12 protein-coding genes are annotated in these 16,501 nt (G+C 69.7%); 7 read left to right on the forward strand and 5 right to left on the reverse strand.

Annotation, left to right across the window (positions count from 1 at the left end):
• Positions 1–33 precede the first annotated feature (33 nt).
• On the reverse strand, positions 34–1,020 hold the full coding sequence (locus ABT294_RS31545; RefSeq protein WP_350809938.1) for a polyprenyl synthetase family protein: 987 nt from the start codon (positions 1,018–1,020) through the stop codon (positions 34–36).
• A gap of 277 nt (positions 1,021–1,297) precedes the next feature.
• On the opposite strand from ABT294_RS31545, the gene ABT294_RS31550 reads away from it, so the two are divergent.
• The 7 genes from ABT294_RS31550 (at position 1,298) to ABT294_RS31580 (ending at position 8,890) form a co-directional block, all read left to right on the forward strand.
• A complete protein-coding gene (locus tag ABT294_RS31550) occupies positions 1,298–2,653 on the forward strand; it encodes a cytochrome P450 (protein WP_350809939.1) in 1,356 nt (451 codons plus the stop codon).
• Positions 2,654–2,700: 47 nt separating this feature from the next.
• Positions 2,701–3,567, forward strand: a complete 867-nt coding sequence (locus ABT294_RS31555; RefSeq protein ID WP_350809940.1) for a terpene synthase family protein — start codon at positions 2,701–2,703, stop codon at positions 3,565–3,567.
• On the forward strand, positions 3,564–5,099 hold the full coding sequence (locus ABT294_RS31560) for a prenyltransferase/squalene oxidase repeat-containing protein (protein ID WP_350809941.1): 1,536 nt from the start codon (positions 3,564–3,566) through the stop codon (positions 5,097–5,099). The genes ABT294_RS31555 and ABT294_RS31560 overlap by 4 nt, the downstream gene beginning before the upstream one ends.
• A gap of 144 nt (positions 5,100–5,243) precedes the next feature.
• Positions 5,244–7,538, forward strand: coding sequence for a sensor histidine kinase (locus ABT294_RS31565; protein ID WP_350809942.1), 2,295 nt, complete (start codon positions 5,244–5,246; stop codon positions 7,536–7,538).
• Positions 7,535–7,948, forward strand: coding sequence for a roadblock/LC7 domain-containing protein (locus tag ABT294_RS31570; RefSeq protein ID WP_350809943.1), 414 nt, complete (start codon positions 7,535–7,537; stop codon positions 7,946–7,948). Before ABT294_RS31565 ends, ABT294_RS31570 begins: the two co-directional genes overlap by 4 nt.
• Positions 7,945–8,322 (forward strand): DUF742 domain-containing protein, encoded by a 378-nt coding sequence (locus ABT294_RS31575; RefSeq protein ID WP_350809944.1) that lies wholly within the window; start codon positions 7,945–7,947, stop codon positions 8,320–8,322. Before ABT294_RS31570 ends, ABT294_RS31575 begins: the two co-directional genes overlap by 4 nt.
• Positions 8,303–8,890: a GTP-binding protein gene (locus ABT294_RS31580; protein WP_350809945.1), complete on the forward strand. Its 588-nt coding sequence runs from the start codon at positions 8,303–8,305 to the stop codon at positions 8,888–8,890. The genes ABT294_RS31575 and ABT294_RS31580 overlap by 20 nt, the downstream gene beginning before the upstream one ends.
• A gap of 63 nt (positions 8,891–8,953) precedes the next feature.
• Here ABT294_RS31580 and ABT294_RS31585 read toward each other — a convergent pair whose 3' ends face one another.
• From ABT294_RS31585 to ABT294_RS31600, 4 genes are all read right to left on the reverse strand, one after another.
• Positions 8,954–10,594 (reverse strand): monocarboxylic acid transporter, encoded by a 1,641-nt coding sequence (locus ABT294_RS31585; RefSeq protein ID WP_350809946.1) that lies wholly within the window; start codon positions 10,592–10,594, stop codon positions 8,954–8,956.
• Entirely contained in the window at positions 10,591–10,920 is a 330-nt protein-coding gene (locus ABT294_RS31590) for a DUF485 domain-containing protein (RefSeq protein ID WP_350809947.1), read from the reverse strand. The genes ABT294_RS31585 and ABT294_RS31590 overlap by 4 nt, the downstream gene beginning before the upstream one ends.
• Before the next feature lie 297 nt (positions 10,921–11,217).
• Positions 11,218–13,491, reverse strand: coding sequence for a glycosyl hydrolase family 95 catalytic domain-containing protein (locus ABT294_RS31595; RefSeq protein ID WP_350809948.1), 2,274 nt, complete (start codon positions 13,489–13,491; stop codon positions 11,218–11,220).
• Positions 13,492–13,547: 56 nt separating this feature from the next.
• Positions 13,548–16,418, reverse strand: a complete 2,871-nt coding sequence (locus tag ABT294_RS31600) for a glycosyl hydrolase family 95 catalytic domain-containing protein (RefSeq protein WP_350809949.1) — start codon at positions 16,416–16,418, stop codon at positions 13,548–13,550.
• Positions 16,419–16,501 lie beyond the last annotated feature (83 nt).

A 16,501-nucleotide genomic window follows, 5' to 3' on the forward strand; every position in this document is an offset into this window, starting at 1 on the left:
GCCCCAGGCCCGGATTTCCGGGCCCGGGGCGGGTCAGTGGGATCTGGTGGCGAGGGAGGCGGACAAGGCGCGCAGGTCGGTCGCGTCCGGCAGGTGCTCGTCGAGCAGGTCCAGGGCCGCCGTCAGGTGCTGGGCGGCGAGGGCGCGGGCCGCCTCGCGGCCTCCCGCCTTCTCGACCAGGTCGGCCGCCTGCCGGACGGTCCGCTCGTCGGTCGCGCCGGAGGCCAGGACGGCGGCCAGCTCCCGGGCGGCGGGGTCGTCCCCGGCCAGCGCCGCCAGCACCGGGACGGTCTTCTTGCCCCGCCGCAGGTCGCCGTGGACGGGCTTGCCGGTGACCAGGGGGTCGCCCCAGATGCCCAGCAGGTCGTCCACGATCTGGAAGGCGACGCCCAGCTGGCACCCCATGGTCCACATGGGCTCGGCGAGCTGCGGTGCGCCGCCCAGGGCCACTCCCGTCGCGGCGGCCGCACCGAGCAGCGCGCCCGTCTTGCCCTCCGCCATCCGCGTGTACTCGGCCACGGTGACCTCGTCCGGTCCGGTCCACGGGCGGGATTCGAAGGCCATGTCCCGGGTCTGCCCCTGCACGAGCTCCACGAGCGCCCGGGAGAGGTAGCTCATGGCGGTCGGGTCGCCCGTCCGCGACAGGCTGTCGATGGCCAGCGCCAGCAGGGCGTCGCCCGTGAGGACCGCCGGCCCGACGCCGTACGCCTTCCAGACCGCGTCCCGGTGCCTGCGCCGCTCGTCGTTGTCGATGATGTCGTCGTGCACCAGCGAGAACGCGTGCACCAGCTCGACGGCCACCGCGCCGCGGACGGCCTGCTCAGCGGCGCCTCCCACGGCTTCGGCGCAGAGCAGGGCCAGAGCGGGCCGCAACCCCTTCCCGCCGTGTTCCTCGATCGACGTGCCGTCGGCCCCTGCCCAGCCCAGGGTGAAGGCGGCCTTGTCGCCGACCCAGGGATGCAGACTCGCCACGGTGTCACGCAGGGCGGGCTCGATCAGTGTTCGATACCGGGCAAGCATGGTGGTGATGGCGGTTCCTATGACGACATGGGGATACGTGTCACCGAGATCCCCCCAGGGAGAAGCGGCACAACGGGCGGCCATCGACCCTCCGAGCGGCGAACATGAGCATCAACCTCACTGCTGTCCCTATCTTGATCCGACAAAGACGATCATGTGATAATTGACGCAAAGAGTTGCATATGCCACGGAGAGTACCCTCTTCGGGCACATGATGCTTGAGTCGCCAGCCGCATATGCCAGTTCGAAGTCGGGAATCATCACGATGCCGCTTGCCATGGACACCACCGTGACCGAGCCTCACATCATCCCCTTCTACCGTGCGATACCCCGGCTGGTGAAGGACGCCGTCCCCGAGCTGGCCAAGATGGGCACGGAGGCCGCCGGGCGGGTCGTCCGGCTCGACATCGGCCCTTTCCGGCCCTACCTGATCTCCCACCCCGACCACGTCCAGCAAGTGCTGAAGACCGACGCGTCCAACTTCGTGCGCGAGGGCATGTTCTGGAGACCGCTGTGGCGCGTGAGCGGTCAGAGCCTCCTGGGCGAGGGTGAGGCCTGGGAGTCCAGCAGGAAGATCCTCCAGCCGCTGTTCACCGCGAGGTACACCGCCTCGCTGGGCGACGACATGGCCGACATCATCGCCGACTGCCTCGTCGAGCTCGACGACCACGCGCGGGAGGGCGGGCTGGTCGACGGCGCCCACCTGATGACCACGATCGTCGACCAGACCGTCATCAAGCTCCTGTTCGGCGGTTGGATCTCCCGCGACGCCGCCGAGCGGCTCTCGTCCGGGTTCGCCACGTGCGCCACGTCGATCGGCTTCCGGCTGCTTGTTCCCTTCGCCCCCTACACCATCCGGGTGCCGGGGGACCGGGCTTTCCTGGCGGCCGCGAAGAAGATCGACGAGATCGTCTACCCGTTGATCGAACAGGCGGGCCAGGAGGGCCCGCGCGGCAACGAAGTGGTCTCGGCGCTGCTCAAGGCCAGGGTGGAGCAGGACGGCGAGGCGGACACGCGGCTGGTGCGCGACGACCTGGTCAGCATCTACGGCACGGCCTCGGAGACCACGGCGATGTCGCTGACCTGGCTGTGGTCCGTGCTGCACGACCATCCCGAGGTGAATGCCAGGCTGCGCGAGGAGATCTTCGAGGTGGTGGGCGAGGGACCGGTCCGGTCGGCGGACGTCGCCAAGCTCAGGTATCTCCGCATGGTCTTACAGGAGCTGCTGCGCGTCTACCCGGTGGCCTGGATCATCCCCCGCCAGACGGTGGCGGACACGGAGATCGGCGGCGTCCGGATCAAGGCCGGCTCGCAAGTGCTGGTCAGTCCGTACACGACCCACCGGCTGTCGGAGTTCTGGGACCGACCGCTGGAGTTCGACCCGGAGCGCTGGGCTCCCGAGAGGAACGAGCGCCGGCATCGCTACGCCTTCGTCCCCTTCGGCGCGGGCCCGCACGTCTGCCTGGGTCAGCACCTGTTCTACGTCCAGGCCCCGCTCGTGATCGCCAACATCCTGAGCAGATACCGGCCGGTCCTGACCAACCCACAGCGACTGACTCACGTGCCAGGAATGTCCATGCGGCCGAAAGAGAAGCTGATGCTGAAGCTGCTCCCAGTCCAGCGGAGCCGGTAGACCATGAGCACCGGACTGTCGATGACGCCCGTCCAGGGCCGCCACCGATGACGCAGCCGAGCGAGGCTTTCGGCCTCGGCAGAACGTGCGCCCTCGCGGTGGCCGGCGGCCGTGATCTGGCCAAATGCGCGGCACGGTACAGCGGGCTCTTCCCCGAGGACTCCTTCGACGCCGGCCTCTACGCTTCGCTGGCACTGGCCGGCGCCTTCGGATCGCCCTGGGCGACGGCCGAGACGCTGCGCGCCATCAACCGCTCCTCCCTGCTGGTGTTCGCCGCCGACCGCCTGATCGACGAGGTCGCGACCTCCCGGGACGAGGTCGCGGCCCTGGTGGGCGACTGCCTGGCCGCGGCCGGTGGGGCCGCGCCCACCTCCCCGATCACCGCCTTCCTCGCGGACCTGCGCGCGGAACTGGCGACCGCGCCCCGCTTCGCCGCGCTCGAAGCCGGCTGGCGCGACCAGCTCGAGCTCATGCTCCTGGCCATGGCCCGCGAATGGGACTGGAGGCAGGCTGGGGACAAGCCCACCGACGAGGAGTACCTGGCCAACGCCGACAGCTGCGGGGCCTCCTTCATCAGCGTCTCGCACTGGATCTACACCGGCCTGGTCGACGATCCCGGGGATCTCGGCAGGCTGCGAGCCGCCGGCGACAGGGTGCAGCGTTATCTCCGCCTGCTCAACGATCTGGCCACCCATCAGCGTGAGGCCGGCTTCGGCGACCTCAACGCCCTCGCCCTGGGCATGAGCCCCGGCGAGGTGACCCAACGCATGGCGGAGCTGTCAGCCGAGGCCGTGCAGGCGATCGAGCCGCTGAGGAGCGGCCACCCGCGGGCGACCGAGTACCTGCTGTTCCAGATCGACTACAGCACCGGCTTTTACGGGATTTCCGATTTCTGGGCACGAGGAGAATCGTGAGCGTCACTGCCAGCCCTGTCGACCTCTCCCAGTGTGCTCTTGCCCTGCTCACGGAGCTCATGGCGCAGCCGTGGGGCCAGGTGTCACCGTCGGTCTACGAGACGGGCCGGCTGGTCACCCTCGCCCCGTGGCTCGTCGGTCACAGCGAACGGGTCGCCTATCTGCTGGGGGAGCAGCACGGCGACGGCTCCTGGGGCGCGCCGGACGGGTACGGGCTGGTGCCCACCCTGAGCGCCACGGAGGCGCTGCTCTCCTCGGCGGCGCGAGGCGATGCCGACGTCGACGTCCTCCGGCAGGCTGCGGAGAGAGGGCTGCGAAAGCTTCGCGACTGGCTCCACGAGGCGTCCGAGTTACCTGACACACCGGCGATCGAGCTGATCGTGCCGTCCCTCGTCGCGCTCATCAACGCCCATGGACGCGCGGAGCCGCTGCCGCTGCCGCCCGGCATGGACGGCACGCGCCTGCGGGCGGTCAGAGGTCTGGTGGAATCCGGTGCCGAGCCGCCGCAGAAGCTGCTGCACGCCCTTGAGGTAGCGGGTCCGGCGGCGACTCGAGCCAGGACCGTGCGGCCCACCCCCGTCGGGACGGTCGGCGCCTCACCGGCGGCCACCGCCGCGTGGGTCGGCGGCGACGACGCCACCGGCGCCGCCGCCTCCGCGCGGCGTCACCTGGAGGCGGTGGCCGAGCGATTCGGCGGCCCTGTCCCCGTCGGGCTGCCCATCACGATCTTCGAGCGGGGCTGGGTGCTGAGCTCGCTGATCAGGGCCGGCGTGCCCGTGGAGGTCCCGGCGGAGCTGGCGGCCGAGCTCAGGGCCGCGATCGGTCCGGGTGGCACCCCGGCGGGCACGGGCCTTCCTGCCGACGCGGACACCACCAGCGTCGCGCTCTACACGCTGGCACTGCTGGGCATGGCGCACGAGCCGGAGCCTCTGTTGGTGTTCGACACCGGAGCGCACTTCTCCACCTGGGGGGAGGAGGACGGCTTCTCCATCAGCGTCAACGCGCACGTGCTCGATGCGCTCAGGGAGTACGTGCGCGCCAGACCGGCGGCCAGGGCCAGGTACGAGCCGGTGATGACGCGCCTGGCGCAGTGGCTGGTCACGGTCCAGCAGCCCGACGGGAGCTGGCACGACAGATGGCATGCCTCGCCGTACTACGCCACGCTCAGCTGCGTGCTGGCACTCGGCGAGCTGGACGGGGCGGAGCACAGTACCGCCATCGGCAAGGCCAGGGAATGGGTGCTCTCCACCCAGCGGGACGACGGGTCGTGGGGCCGCTGGGCAGGGGGATCGGAGGAGACCGCCTATGCCGTCCAGGCTCTCCTGCTCTCCGGGCCGGAACCGGACGAGCGGTGCCGGCGTGCCGCCGCTCGCGGATACCACTTCCTCCTCCAATCGGCTGACGAAACGGAATATCCACCGTTATGGCATGACAAGGACCTTTACACGCCGACCGCAATAGTAAGAGCCGCCATCCTAGCGGCCCTCCACGTGACCCAAACCCATAATAAGGGAATTCGAGGGATAGAGTAGGACATAGCGGTTCATTGGTGCCGTTTTATGTTGATCGGCTATTGTGGCGTTGCTAGGGTGTCCCGGTGCCAGATACCTGGGATGCCCATTTCTTTGTCTTGACACGGTCGGCTGACCGCGAAGCTTTCTCGTTGGGCGGGCTCCATGCGTTTTCGTAACTCCAGTGTCCGGGCGAAGGTAACGGCACTGCTGGTGTCGCTCGCGCTGCTGTGGGCGTTCGCCGCCTGGGTGACGCTACGGGATGGCGTCAACCTCCTCTGGGCCGCGACCATCAACAGCAACGTGGTCGAGCCGAGCACGCCGCTGCTGCTCGAACTGCAGCGCGAACGTCGCCTGACCATGGCGGCCCTGACCGCGGGATCGCCGGCAACGGACAAGGGGCTGCGCGACCAGCGCGCCAAGACCGACGCGCTGCGTACCGAGTTCACGACCTCGGCCAGCGGCGACATCGTCGCGTTCGCCGCGGACGACGGGCTGAACCAACGGTTGGCCGAGGTGATCGCCCACCTGAACGAGCTGCCGGCCGCCAGAAAGGCGATCGACTCAGGAAAGACGGACCTCTCAGAGGCGACAGCGCGCTACGACGGCGTCATCGACTACCTGTACCGGATGTACGACTCGGTGGCCTCGTTCGACGACAAGCAGATCGCCCGGGACGGCAGGACGCTGTCCGAGCTGAGCCGATCGGCCGAGATCCTTTCTCGCGAGGACGCGCTGATGGCCGCCGTCTTCACCAGAGGCGGTTTCACCGGCACCGAACACGACGAATTCGTGCAGACCGTCGGCATCTTCCGCTACACACTCGCCGAAGTGGTGGGGAAGCTCCCGCCCCAGGACAGGGCGGCCTACGAAGCCTGGACCAAGAGCCGGTCGGCGATGCGGTTGCAGGCCATGGAGACGCAGCTCATCCGTCATCCGGTGAGCGTGGATTCCCTGCCCGTAAGTGACACGGAGTGGAAGGCGGCCAGCGCGGCCGCCCTCAGCGGGTTGCAGCAGGTGGCGTTCACCGGTGGTGCCCGGCTTCTCGATCGCACGGCGCCCGTCGCCGTGGGCACCATCGTGCGCCTCGTCCTGGCCGGCGGTCTCGGCCTGCTCGCGGTCGTCGCCTCGGTCGTCCTGTCCGTCACCACCACCCGCCAGCTGCTCGCCCAGCTCAAGAAGCTGCGTGACGCCGCCCACGAGCTGTCCGACGATCGCCTGCCCGGCGTGGTGGAGCGCATCGGCCGCGGCGAGGAGGTGGACCTGGCCCGCGAGGCGCCGGCCCTGGAGTTCGGCGACGACGAGATCGGCCAGGTCGGCCAGGCGTTCAACACCGTGCAGCACACCGCGGTCAGCGTGGCCGCCGAGCAGGCGGAGCTGCGGCGCAGCATCCGCGACATCCTGCTCAGCCTGGCCCGCCGCACGCAGGGCCTGGTGCACAGGCAGCTCACCGTCCTGGACGTGATGGAGCGGCGCGAGACCGACCCCGAGGAGCTGAAGGAGCTCTTCCGCCTGGACCACCTGGCCATCCGGATGCGCCGCAACGCGGAGAACCTCATCGTCCTGTCGGGCTCCTCGCCCGCCCGTACGTGGCGGCGCTCGGTCCCGATGGTGGACGTCGTGCGCGGCGCGCTGGCCGAGGTGGAGGACTACACCCGGGTGACGCTGATGCCGATGCGCGACATCGTGCTCGTCGGCCGAGCCGTCGGTGACGTCATCCACCTGCTCGCCGAGCTGATCGAGAACGCGGTGTCGTTCTCCCCGCCGTACACCGACGTCCAGGTGAGCGGGCAGCTGGTGGCCAACGGCTACGTCATCGAGATCGAGGACCGCGGCCTGGGCATGAAGCCCGAGGACCTGGACGCCGCCAACGAGCGCATCGCCGACCCGCCCGAGTTCCGCATCTCCGGCACCGCCCGGCTGGGCCTGTACGTGGTCAGCCGGCTGGCCGAGCGGCACGGGATCCAGGTGGTGCTGAAGGCCTCGCCGTACGGCGGAACGACGGTGGTCGTGCTGCTGCCGCAGGAGCTGGTCGAGGTCGACGAGACCCCGGACCCTGTGGAGCACGAGCCGCAGGTGACGAGCCTGCCGCGCAGGACCACCACGGCGACGGCGGTCCGGCCGGCGGCGGTCCGGCCTGCGACGAGGGAGAACGTCCGGACGCTCAAGTCGGCCCGGCCGATGCGTCTTCCGGAACCCGAGGAGCCAGAACAGGAGACCCCTGTGACGCCCGCCGCCCCTGAGTTCACACCCGGAGGCCTGCCACTGCGGGTCCCGCAAGCCAACCTGGCCCCCGCCCTGCGCGAGGAGGCCCCCGCCGTAACACCGGAGGAGGACGATGACGAGCGCTCGCCGGAGGAGATCCGCGCGATGATGGGCTCCCTGCAGTCGGGTACCCGGCTGGGCAGGACGGAAGCTGCCAAGTTGATCGGCGATGACCAGTCTGGAGGCGACACGTGACACCGGGTTCCGGCACGGATCTGAACTGGCTCCTCGACGACCTGGTAAACCGCGTCAAGGACGCCGATCACGCCATCGTGCTGTCGTCCGACGGGCTGCTGATGGCCTCGTCGGCCGGGTTGGAGCGAACCGACGGCGAGCACCTGTCGGCCGTGGCGTCCGGGCTGCAGAGCCTGGCCAAGGGCGTCTCCGAGCACGTCGGCGGCGGCTCCGTCAGGCAGACGGTGGTGGAGTGGAAGTCGCAGTTCCTCATCGTCACGGTGGCCGGCGAGCGAGCCTGCCTGGCCGTCCTCGCCCAGCAGAACGCCGACATCGGGCTGATCGCGTACGAGATGGCCATGCTGGTGGCCCGCGTCGGCCAGTACCTCACCTCGGGCGCCCGCACCGCCGTGGCGGGGAGCGAACGGTGAGCAGGACGGACGGTCCTACGGACGAGCATTGGGTCGATCCCGAGATCATCCGCCCCTACGTCGTGACGCGGGGGCGGACTCAGCCCGTGCACGGCAAGTTCGATCTGATCTCCATGGCCCTGGCCGTGGGGCCTCCGCCCGGTCCGGACGCCGGGCTGGATCCCGAGCATCTCCGGATCCTCCAGCTCTGCCGTGAGCCGAAGTCCGTCGCCGAGATCGCCGCGCACCTGAACCTGCCCGCGGGCACGATCCGGGTGCTGCTCGGCGACCTGTTCGACAGGGAACTCGTCCAGGCGCAGGAACCCCAAACCGAGGTGGACATGCGTGACATGAAGTTGTACAGGGCGGTGCTCGATGGCCTTCGATCGCTCTGACCGCCAGCGCCTGCCGACGGCGATCAAGATCCTGATCGCGGGCGGCTTCGGCGCTGGGAAGACCACGATGGTGGGCGCGGTGTCCGAGACCCGGCCGCTGCGCACCGAGGAGGTCCTGACCGATCGGGGCGTCGGCGTCGACGACCTCACCTCGGTGGAGGCCAAACGCACGACCACGGTGGCGATGGACTTCGGCCGCATCACCCTGAACAACGACTATGTGCTGTACCTGTTCGGCACGCCCGGCCAGGAGCGGTTCTGGTTCGTCTGGGACGAGCTGGCCGAGGGCTCGCTGGGCGCGGTCATCCTCGCCGACACCCGCCGGCTGGCCGACTGCTTCCCGTCGGTCGACTACTTCGAGCGGCGCGGCACGCCGTTCGTGGTGGCGGTCAACTGCTTCGAGGGCGCGCCGACGTTCGAGCTGGACGAGGTGCGGATGGCGCTCCAGCTCAACCCGTCGATCCCGATCGTCCTGTGCGACGCCAGGAAGCGGGACTCCAGCCGCGAGGTGCTCATCGCGCTGGTGAAGCACTCGGCGCGGCTCCGCGCGGAGCCCGTCGCCACCTAAGGCGCCGCCATCCCGGAGACAGCGAAAGGCCCGGCATCAGCCGGGCCTTTCCTGTGAGGGACGTCAGTGCTCGGCGGCCTTCTCGGCGCCGACGCCCGTGAGGGAGCGGACCTCGATCTCGGCGTACTTGGCCGCGTTGTACTCCTTGCTCAGCACGGTGCCGAGCCAGCCGCACAGGAAGCCGAGCGGGATCGAGACGATGCCCGGGTTGCTCAGCGGGAACCAGTGGAAGTCGACGCCGTGGATCAGCGCCGTCACCGCGGTGCCCGCAGGGGGCGCCGGAGCCGAGACCACCGGGGAGAAGATGACCAGGATCAGCGCGGAGCCGAGTCCGCCGTAGATCGCGCTCACAGCGCCCACGGTGTTGAACCGCTTCCAGAAGAGGCTGTACAGGATCGCGGGCAGGTTGCCGGAGGCCGCCACCGCGAACGCCAGCGCCACCAGGAACGCCACGTTCTGGCCCTGCGCCAGGATGCCGAGCCCGATCGCGACCGCGCCGATGACCAGGGCGGAGACCCGGGCCACCACGACCTCCTGGCGCTCGCTGGCCTGGCCGCGCTTGAACACGTGCGCGTACAGGTCGTGCGCGAAGCTGGAGGAGGACGCCAGCGTGAGCCCGGCGACGACCGCCAGGATGGTGGCGAAGGCGACGGCGCCGATCAGCGCCAGCAGGAGCGTGCCGCCCACCGTGCCGAAGATCTCCTCACCGATCTTCTGCGCGAGCATCGGCGCGGCCGTGTTGCCCGCCTTGTCACCCTTGACGATCGCCTCCTTGCCGACCAGGGCCGCCGCGCCGAAGCCGAGGACCAGGGTGAGCAGGTAGAAGACGCCGATGATGCCGATGCCCCACAGCACCGACTTGCGCGCGTCCTTGGCGGTCGGGACGGTGTAGAAGCGGATCAGGATGTGCGGCAGGCCGGCCGTGCCGAGCACCAGCGCCAGGCCCAGGCTGATCAGGTCGATCTTGCCCGCCAGCCCCTGCGCCTCCGTGCCGTACTTCTGGCCGGGGATGAGGAAGTTCTCGGGGTTGGCCTTGGGGCCGCTGGTCGTGGCCGCCTGGCCGAGCAGCGACGACAGGTTGAAGCCGAACTTGCCGAGCACCAGCAGGGTGATGAGGGCGGCGCCGCCCATCAGCAGCACGGCCTTGACGATCTGCACCCAGGTGGTGCCCTTCATGCCGCCGAACACCACGTAGACGATCATCAGCGCGCCTACGCCGATGATCGTCCACATCTTGCCCGCCTCGCTGGTGATGCCGAGCAGCAGGCCGACCAGCGCGCCCGCGCCGACCATCTGGGCCAGGAGGTAGAAGATGCTGACGACGATCGTCGACACGCCCGCCGCGGTGCGCACCGGGCGGGGGCTCATCCGGAAGGCCAGCACGTCGGCCATGGTGAACTTGCCGGAGTTGCGCATCAGCTCGGCCACCAGCAGCAGCGCGACCAGCCACGCCACCAGGAAGCCGATGGAGTACAGGAACCCGTCGTAGCCCGACAGCGCGATGATGCCGGCGATGCCGAGGAAGGAGGCGGCCGACATGTAGTCGCCGCCGATCGCCAGGCCGTTCTGGACGCCCGTGAAGGACCGGCCGCCCGCGTAGTAGTCGGCCGCCGTCTTGGTCTGGCGGCTGGCCCAGAAGGTGATGCCGAGCGTGAGGGCCACGAACGCGAAGAAGAGGATCGTGGCGAGGGTGGTGGAGCTCACTGGGTCTTCTCCTCGACCTCGTGGCGGAGCTTGTCGGCGATGGGGTCGAGCTTCTTCTCGGCGTGCCGGGCGTACGCCCAGGCGATCAGGAACGTCGAGACGAACTGGAGCAAGCCGAAGACCAGCCCGACGTTGATGTCGCCGAGCAGCTTGATGCCCATGAAGTCACGCGCCCAGCCGGACAGCACCACGTAGAGCAGGTACCACACCAGGAACGCCACGGTCATCGGGAACGTCCACGCGCGGAAGCGCCGCTTCAGCTCCTGGAACTCCGCGCTCTGTTGAACGTCCTCGTAGACGGACGCGTCATGTTCTTTAGTTGTCACCAGACCTCCACTGTGATGCCCATCACGTTCAAGGTAGGAGCGCAACCTACCCGCCGTGGAGGGGCCTGGTGGGGTTGTTCGGCGAGCCGCCGCCGCGCGGCGTTTAGTTGGAGAGGGCTTGCGGTGAATGGTCCCATCCGCGCGACGAGCGGTCGGCACAGCCCGCCGCGCGCCGGCCAGCACAGTCGGCCCCGCGAGCCGACTGGACAGCACAACCGACCCCGCGTGCCGACCGGTCGGCGCGGCGGCACCGCGCCGGCCGGTCGGCGCCGCTGCCGCCGGGTTAGTCCGCTCGCGTTACGGCAGCCCCCATGCGGGAGCCGTGCCGTCCTGGGGGACGTCGCGGGGCCCGGAAGGGTGGGCGCCCTGGCGGGTGACCACCGCGGCCGAGCCCCTGCGCAGGGGGATCTCGATCGTGTCCGTGCCCTGGTAGGGCAGGCGTCTGCCGTGCTGGTCGCGTACCTCGAACGGGCCGTCGATGCCGTGGCGCAGCCGCAGCGGCTCCCCCGCCTCGCTGCGGACCCTGATCCAGTCCGTGCGCCCCTGGCTGCGGGAGGCGTCCACGAGGAAGGCGCCCTGGGCGCGCAGGCCCTCGACCGACGCGTCCGCCCAGGTGGAGGAGAGGGCGGGGAACACCTTGAGCACACCGCCGTGGCTCTGCAGCAGCATGTCGAGCACCGACTGGGCGGCGGCCAGCGGGCTCTCGATCGCCAGGTTGGAGCCCTCGCGGTACATGGTGTTGGGGGTGATCGCGCAGTTGTCGACCACGTTGCCGTCGATGAAGAAGCGCAGGTAGGCCAGGGCCTCCTCGGGGTTGCCGAACAGCGTCTCCATGGACGAGGCGGCGGCGAAGCTGTAGCCGTGCCAGCGCTCGCGCATGCTCGCCCAGTGCTCGAAGCTGCGCCGGTCGAGCGACTCCTGCAGCGGATAGAGCCACAGCAGGTGGGAGTAGTGCCGGTGCGAGTCGGCGAGCGGCACGTCCGCGCCGATCATGACGCCCTGCTCGTTCCTGTGGTACGGGACGAGCCGCGCGAGAATCTCCTGCCACCTGGGCCTGAGCGGATCGTCGACCCTCAGCCGGTCCGCCGTTTCGAGCAGGGTGCGGCAGCCCCAGCGGATCAGCGACAGGTCGTAGGTGGCGTCGGAGGCGTTGGCGTACTCGGGCGAGCGGGTCTCGGGCAGGTGCAGCCTGCCGTCGGAGCCCTCGGTGAGGAAACGGGCGTAGTAGCTGATCGCGCCGGTGAGGATCGGGTAGAGGACGTCGCGCAGCACGCCGGTGTCCATGCTGTGCCGGTAGGCGAGCCAGACGTTGTGCATGCCCCAGGTCAGGTTGCCGGTGTGGTCGTTGGGGCTGACGCCGGGGACTCCGACGTAGCGCGGGCCAGGCCGCAGCATCCGGTCCCCGGGATGGCAGAGGGCGTAGGACTTGCCGTCGCGGTAGTCGGGATGGACGTTCGACTCGAGATTCTCGTGATACTTCCGGAACGTCGCCGTCACCGCGTCCAGCTCGGGATGGTTGGAACCGTTGATCATCGGGTACGCGACCTGGACGTTCAGGTTCCACCAGATGTTCGTCCAGCTGTTGCCCACCTCGGGGAACCACGGCCCCCACTCGGTCAGCACGGGCGCGGTGTCCCTGGTCGCGGAGGCCATCTTGTAGAGCTGGATCCAGTAGAAGCGTTGCAGCTTCTTGTCCGGGATCGAGACCAGGCTACGCCGGTAGAAGCGCTTCCACCCATTCCTGTGCACCCGGACCTGCGCCTCCGGGTTCCCGTCGAGCACCTTGGACACCGCGCCGACGGCCTCCCGCACGCCCGTCGAGTCGGGGTGACCGTAGGCGACGGTGGCCGCGAGCAGCCTGGTCGTGCCCTGCCTGACCTCCCGCCAGGCGGTGGTGTAGCCGCCTCCGGCGTGCATGGTCTGCTCGACGTACCCGTCGGAGACCACCGGGTCGGGGTTGGGGGTGTAGTCCGGGGGGCGGCGGATCGTCCTGGTCGTGGCCGACTGCAGCGGCGTGAACCCCCAGGCCACCGCCTCCTCCCCCTCGGTCGGCGTCATCGAGACCAGCAGCACGCCGCGGTGCTCCAGCACCAGCGCGGTGAAGCGGACGCCGCCCCGCGTGGTCGTCACCGTGCCCGACAGCTCGGCGTGCTCCAGGTCGAGCCGCCAGTCGACGCCGGTGATCGCGCCGGCGAACGTCAGCGTCAGGTAGCCGATGGGCAGCCGGGAGTACCCGATCGCCGCCTCCCACTGGCCGCGCTGGTCCTGCACCAGGGAGTGGTTGAGCATGAACCGCAGGACGTCGCCCTCGCCGCCCTTGTTGTAGACGTGCACGCCGAGCAGCCCGTTCCCCAGGAAGGGCGCGTTCTGCCACCCGCTCGGCAGCCGCTTCCACACCATGGCCGCGTCCCGCAGCACCTGCGCGTGCGCGTCATCCGCTCCTGCGCCGGTTGTCTCCGTGCCTGGCTCCGTGCCCGGCTCCGCCCAGGCGACGGGCGATCCGGCCAGGACCGCCGCGCCCCCCGCTCCCGCCACGAACGCCCGCCTCGACAGACCGTTTCCCGTGTTCATCCGCTCTCTCCCTGCGCTCCTGTACGGAACATCTCTTCTGGTGCGGCCGCAGGCGGTCAGCCCTGCTTCTCCGCGGACACGGCGAACAGGTGGAGCTGCGGCCGGCTGAGCGCGGGAAGGGTCAGCGACCGCAGCTCCTTCGTCCGGTCCACGGCCACCGGGACCGCGAACAGCGCCACCTTCGACGTGCTCGGTCCCGCCTGCCCGTGGCGGTGGGTGCAGCGAAGGGCCTCGACTCCGCCGGCCGGGGCCTGGCCCGTCCAGTTGGGGATCGTGACCTGGACGCCGGCCGTCGAACCGTCCGTGTAGGTCGCGGTCAGGGTGGTCGTGACGTCGCCGAAGGTCGCCGCGCCCAGGAGCCAGAGCCTGGCGTGGTTGCCCGGCGGGACGGCGATCACCTGTCCCTGGGCCGTGACGTTGTTCTTGGCGCCGTCCGCCGGGCTCGGGAAGGTGAAGGTCAGGCCCTGCACGGTGTAGACGCCGGCCGGCGGGAGTTCCTCCGCCGGGTAGGTGTAGCCGGAGCCGTCGAGGTCGCCGTCCGTCATGGCCTCGTGAGTGGAGACGCCGTCGTTGTCGAAGTGGGACGACAGGTCGACCGGAGTGGTCGGGCCCGGAGGCGGGATCGGCGGCAGGCCCCACGGGTCGCCCGGCTCGCCGACCTTCACCGGCGCGATCCTGAAGTCCTTGACCCCCTGACCGAAGAGCAGGGCCTCCTGGTGCTTGGCCAGGGTGAGTTCGACGACGCCGTCGCCGAGGTCCTTCCAGCGCGCGCCGAGGACCGTGATCGTGCCCTGGACGCCGTGGCGGACCCTGCACGGCTGGCCGGCCAGACTGCGCACCCGCACCCAGCGCGTCGCCCCCGCCTGCCTGACCGCCGAGACGAGGAAGGCGCCCTCGGTGCGGAAGTTGTGCACCGTCGCGTCCTGCCAGCTCTGCGGCATCGCGGGGAAGACGCGGATCGTGCCGCCCCAGCTCTGCACCAGCATGTCGTGCAGCGACTGGGCGGCCGACAGCGGCGTCTCGATGACGGGCCCGCCGCTCTCGCGGTACATCGTGTTGGGTTTGATGAACCCCTGCCTCATGAGTTCGCGCAGGTAGTGGAGGCTGTCGTCGCCCCTGCCGAGCTGGGCGGCGATCGACGCGGCGCCGGTGAAGCTGTAGCCCTGGAGCGCGCCGGTGAAGCCGATCCAGTGGTTGAGGGACTTCTCGATCAGCTCGCGCTTGTCCGGCTGCTCCCAGGTGACCTCGTACAGCGGGTAGATCTGGAGCAGGTGCGAGTAGTGGCGGTGCGACTTGGCGAACGGCACGCCGGCGCCGATCATGTAGCCGTTCTGGTCCACCTGGTAGTCGACGAGCGTGTCGAGGACCTGCTGCCAGCGCTGCTTCAGCGGGTCGTCGACCTTAAGCGTGGCCGCCGACTCCAGGAGCGTCCGGCAGCCCCACCTGATCAGCGCCAGGTCGAAGGTGCAGTCGGGTGCGCCGCCGTACTCGGGCGAGAAGGTCGTCGGCAGGTGCAGCCTGCCGTCCGCGCCGGGCGTCAGGAAGTGCAGGTAGTAGTTGATCGAGCGGCGCAGCAGCGGGAAGAGCACGTCGCGGAGTGTGTCGGTGTCCATCGTGTGCCGGTAGGACAGCCAGACGTTGTGCAGGGCCCAGGTGAGGTTGCCCAGTTCGGGCTGTCCCTGGCCGGGGATGCCGAGCTGGGCGCCCCTGGCGTACCTGTCGGAGCTGCGCGACACGCCCGCCGAGTCCGACCTGTACGCCTCGGGCACGTGGTCGATGAGGACCTGCCTGTTCTCGTCCAGCGTCCTGGTGAGCGCGTCGAGTTCGAGGTGGTTGGAACCGTTGATCACCCAGTATTCGAGCTGGACGTTGAGGTTCCACCAGATGTTCGGCCAGCCGGTGGGCTGGAGCCACGGGCCGGTGGTGGCCATGACGGGAGCGTGCTCGCGGGTGGCCGAGGCGATCTTGTAGAGCTGGATCCAGTAGAAGCTCTGCAGCCGGTAGTCGGGCAGCGAGACGAAGCTCTTCGGGTAGAAGGCGTGCCACCACGCGCGGTGCGACCGGGTCAGCAGGCTCGGCGGGCGGCTCCTGGCGCTCCTGATGGCCTCGACGGCGGGGGCCTGCGCGGTCTCGGCCGGGTGCGAGTGGGCCACGGTGACGTACAGGTAGCGCTGGTCGTCGCGGGCGACCTCCTGGTAGGCCGTGACGTAGTGGCCGCCCGCCAGCAGCGGCTGGACGCACAGGTTGACGTCGCCGTCGGTCTTGAGCGTGTGGGGCGGGTTCGGCTGGTAGTTCGGGTCGGGGTTGGTGATCTGCCGGGGGCTGATCGACGGCAGCGGCGTGAACGTCCAGGCGGTCTCACGCTCGGGCTCGTCCGTCCTGATCCGGATGAGCATGAGCTGCCGCTCGCTGTGGACGTACGCGGTGAGGTCGATCGTGCCGAGGGTGGTGGTGACGGTGCCTCTGAGCTCGGCGTTCCACAGGTCCAGGCGCCAGTCGACGGCCGTGATCGTGCCCTTGGGCTCCAGCGTGAGGTAGCCGATGGGCAGGCGGCACAGGCCGTACTTGGCGTCGATGTCGAGGCGGTGGTCCTGTACCTCGCTGTGCTGGACGTCGAAGCGGACCGCGTTCTGGCCCTCGGGGAGGTAGACGGTGGAGGCGAGCAGCCCGTTGCCGATGAACGGCCCCTCGTACCACTGGCGGGGGAAGCGCGACCACAGCAGGTCCTGATCCTTCAGGAAGTCCGCCCACTGGTGGTCGTCGCGCATCTCGTCGCGGATGGGGAGGGAGCCGCTCAGCTCCAGCGCGGCGGCCGGAGCGGAGACGGTCGAGGCGGCGGCAGGGATGGCGGGGGCAAGCGCCGCAGCGGCCCCGCCTAAGGCCAGACCTCCGAGGAATGTACGCCGAGAAGACGGATTTTCCGGCATGGTGACTCCGAAAGTGGGGGTGCTGTCGGGCGAGTCATCTGATGAATAGGAAGATCTAATCCATGACCGCCCTCTGTCAACCC

It is taken from the genome of Nonomuraea sp. NPDC000554, assembly GCF_040300065.1.
In the GTDB taxonomy this organism is placed as follows: Bacteria; Actinomycetota; Actinomycetes; order Streptosporangiales; family Streptosporangiaceae; genus Nonomuraea.

Bases quoted from the DNA above. Each gene is read 5' to 3' on its own strand.
- ABT294_RS31545 (WP_350809938.1), bottom strand. From the start codon at position 1,020: ATGCTTGCCCGGTATCGAACACTGATCGAGCCCGCCCTGCGTGACACC.
- ABT294_RS31550 (WP_350809939.1), top strand. From the start codon at position 1,298: ATGGACACCACCGTGACCGAGCCTCACATCATCCCCTTCTACCGTGCG.
- ABT294_RS31555 (WP_350809940.1), top strand. From the start codon at position 2,701: ATGACGCAGCCGAGCGAGGCTTTCGGCCTCGGCAGAACGTGCGCCCTC.
- ABT294_RS31565 (WP_350809942.1), top strand. From the start codon at position 5,244: ATGCGTTTTCGTAACTCCAGTGTCCGGGCGAAGGTAACGGCACTGCTG.
- ABT294_RS31580 (WP_350809945.1), top strand. From the start codon at position 8,303: ATGGCCTTCGATCGCTCTGACCGCCAGCGCCTGCCGACGGCGATCAAG.
- ABT294_RS31595 (WP_350809948.1), bottom strand. From the start codon at position 13,491: ATGAACACGGGAAACGGTCTGTCGAGGCGGGCGTTCGTGGCGGGAGCG.
- ABT294_RS31600 (WP_350809949.1), bottom strand. From the start codon at position 16,418: ATGCCGGAAAATCCGTCTTCTCGGCGTACATTCCTCGGAGGTCTGGCC.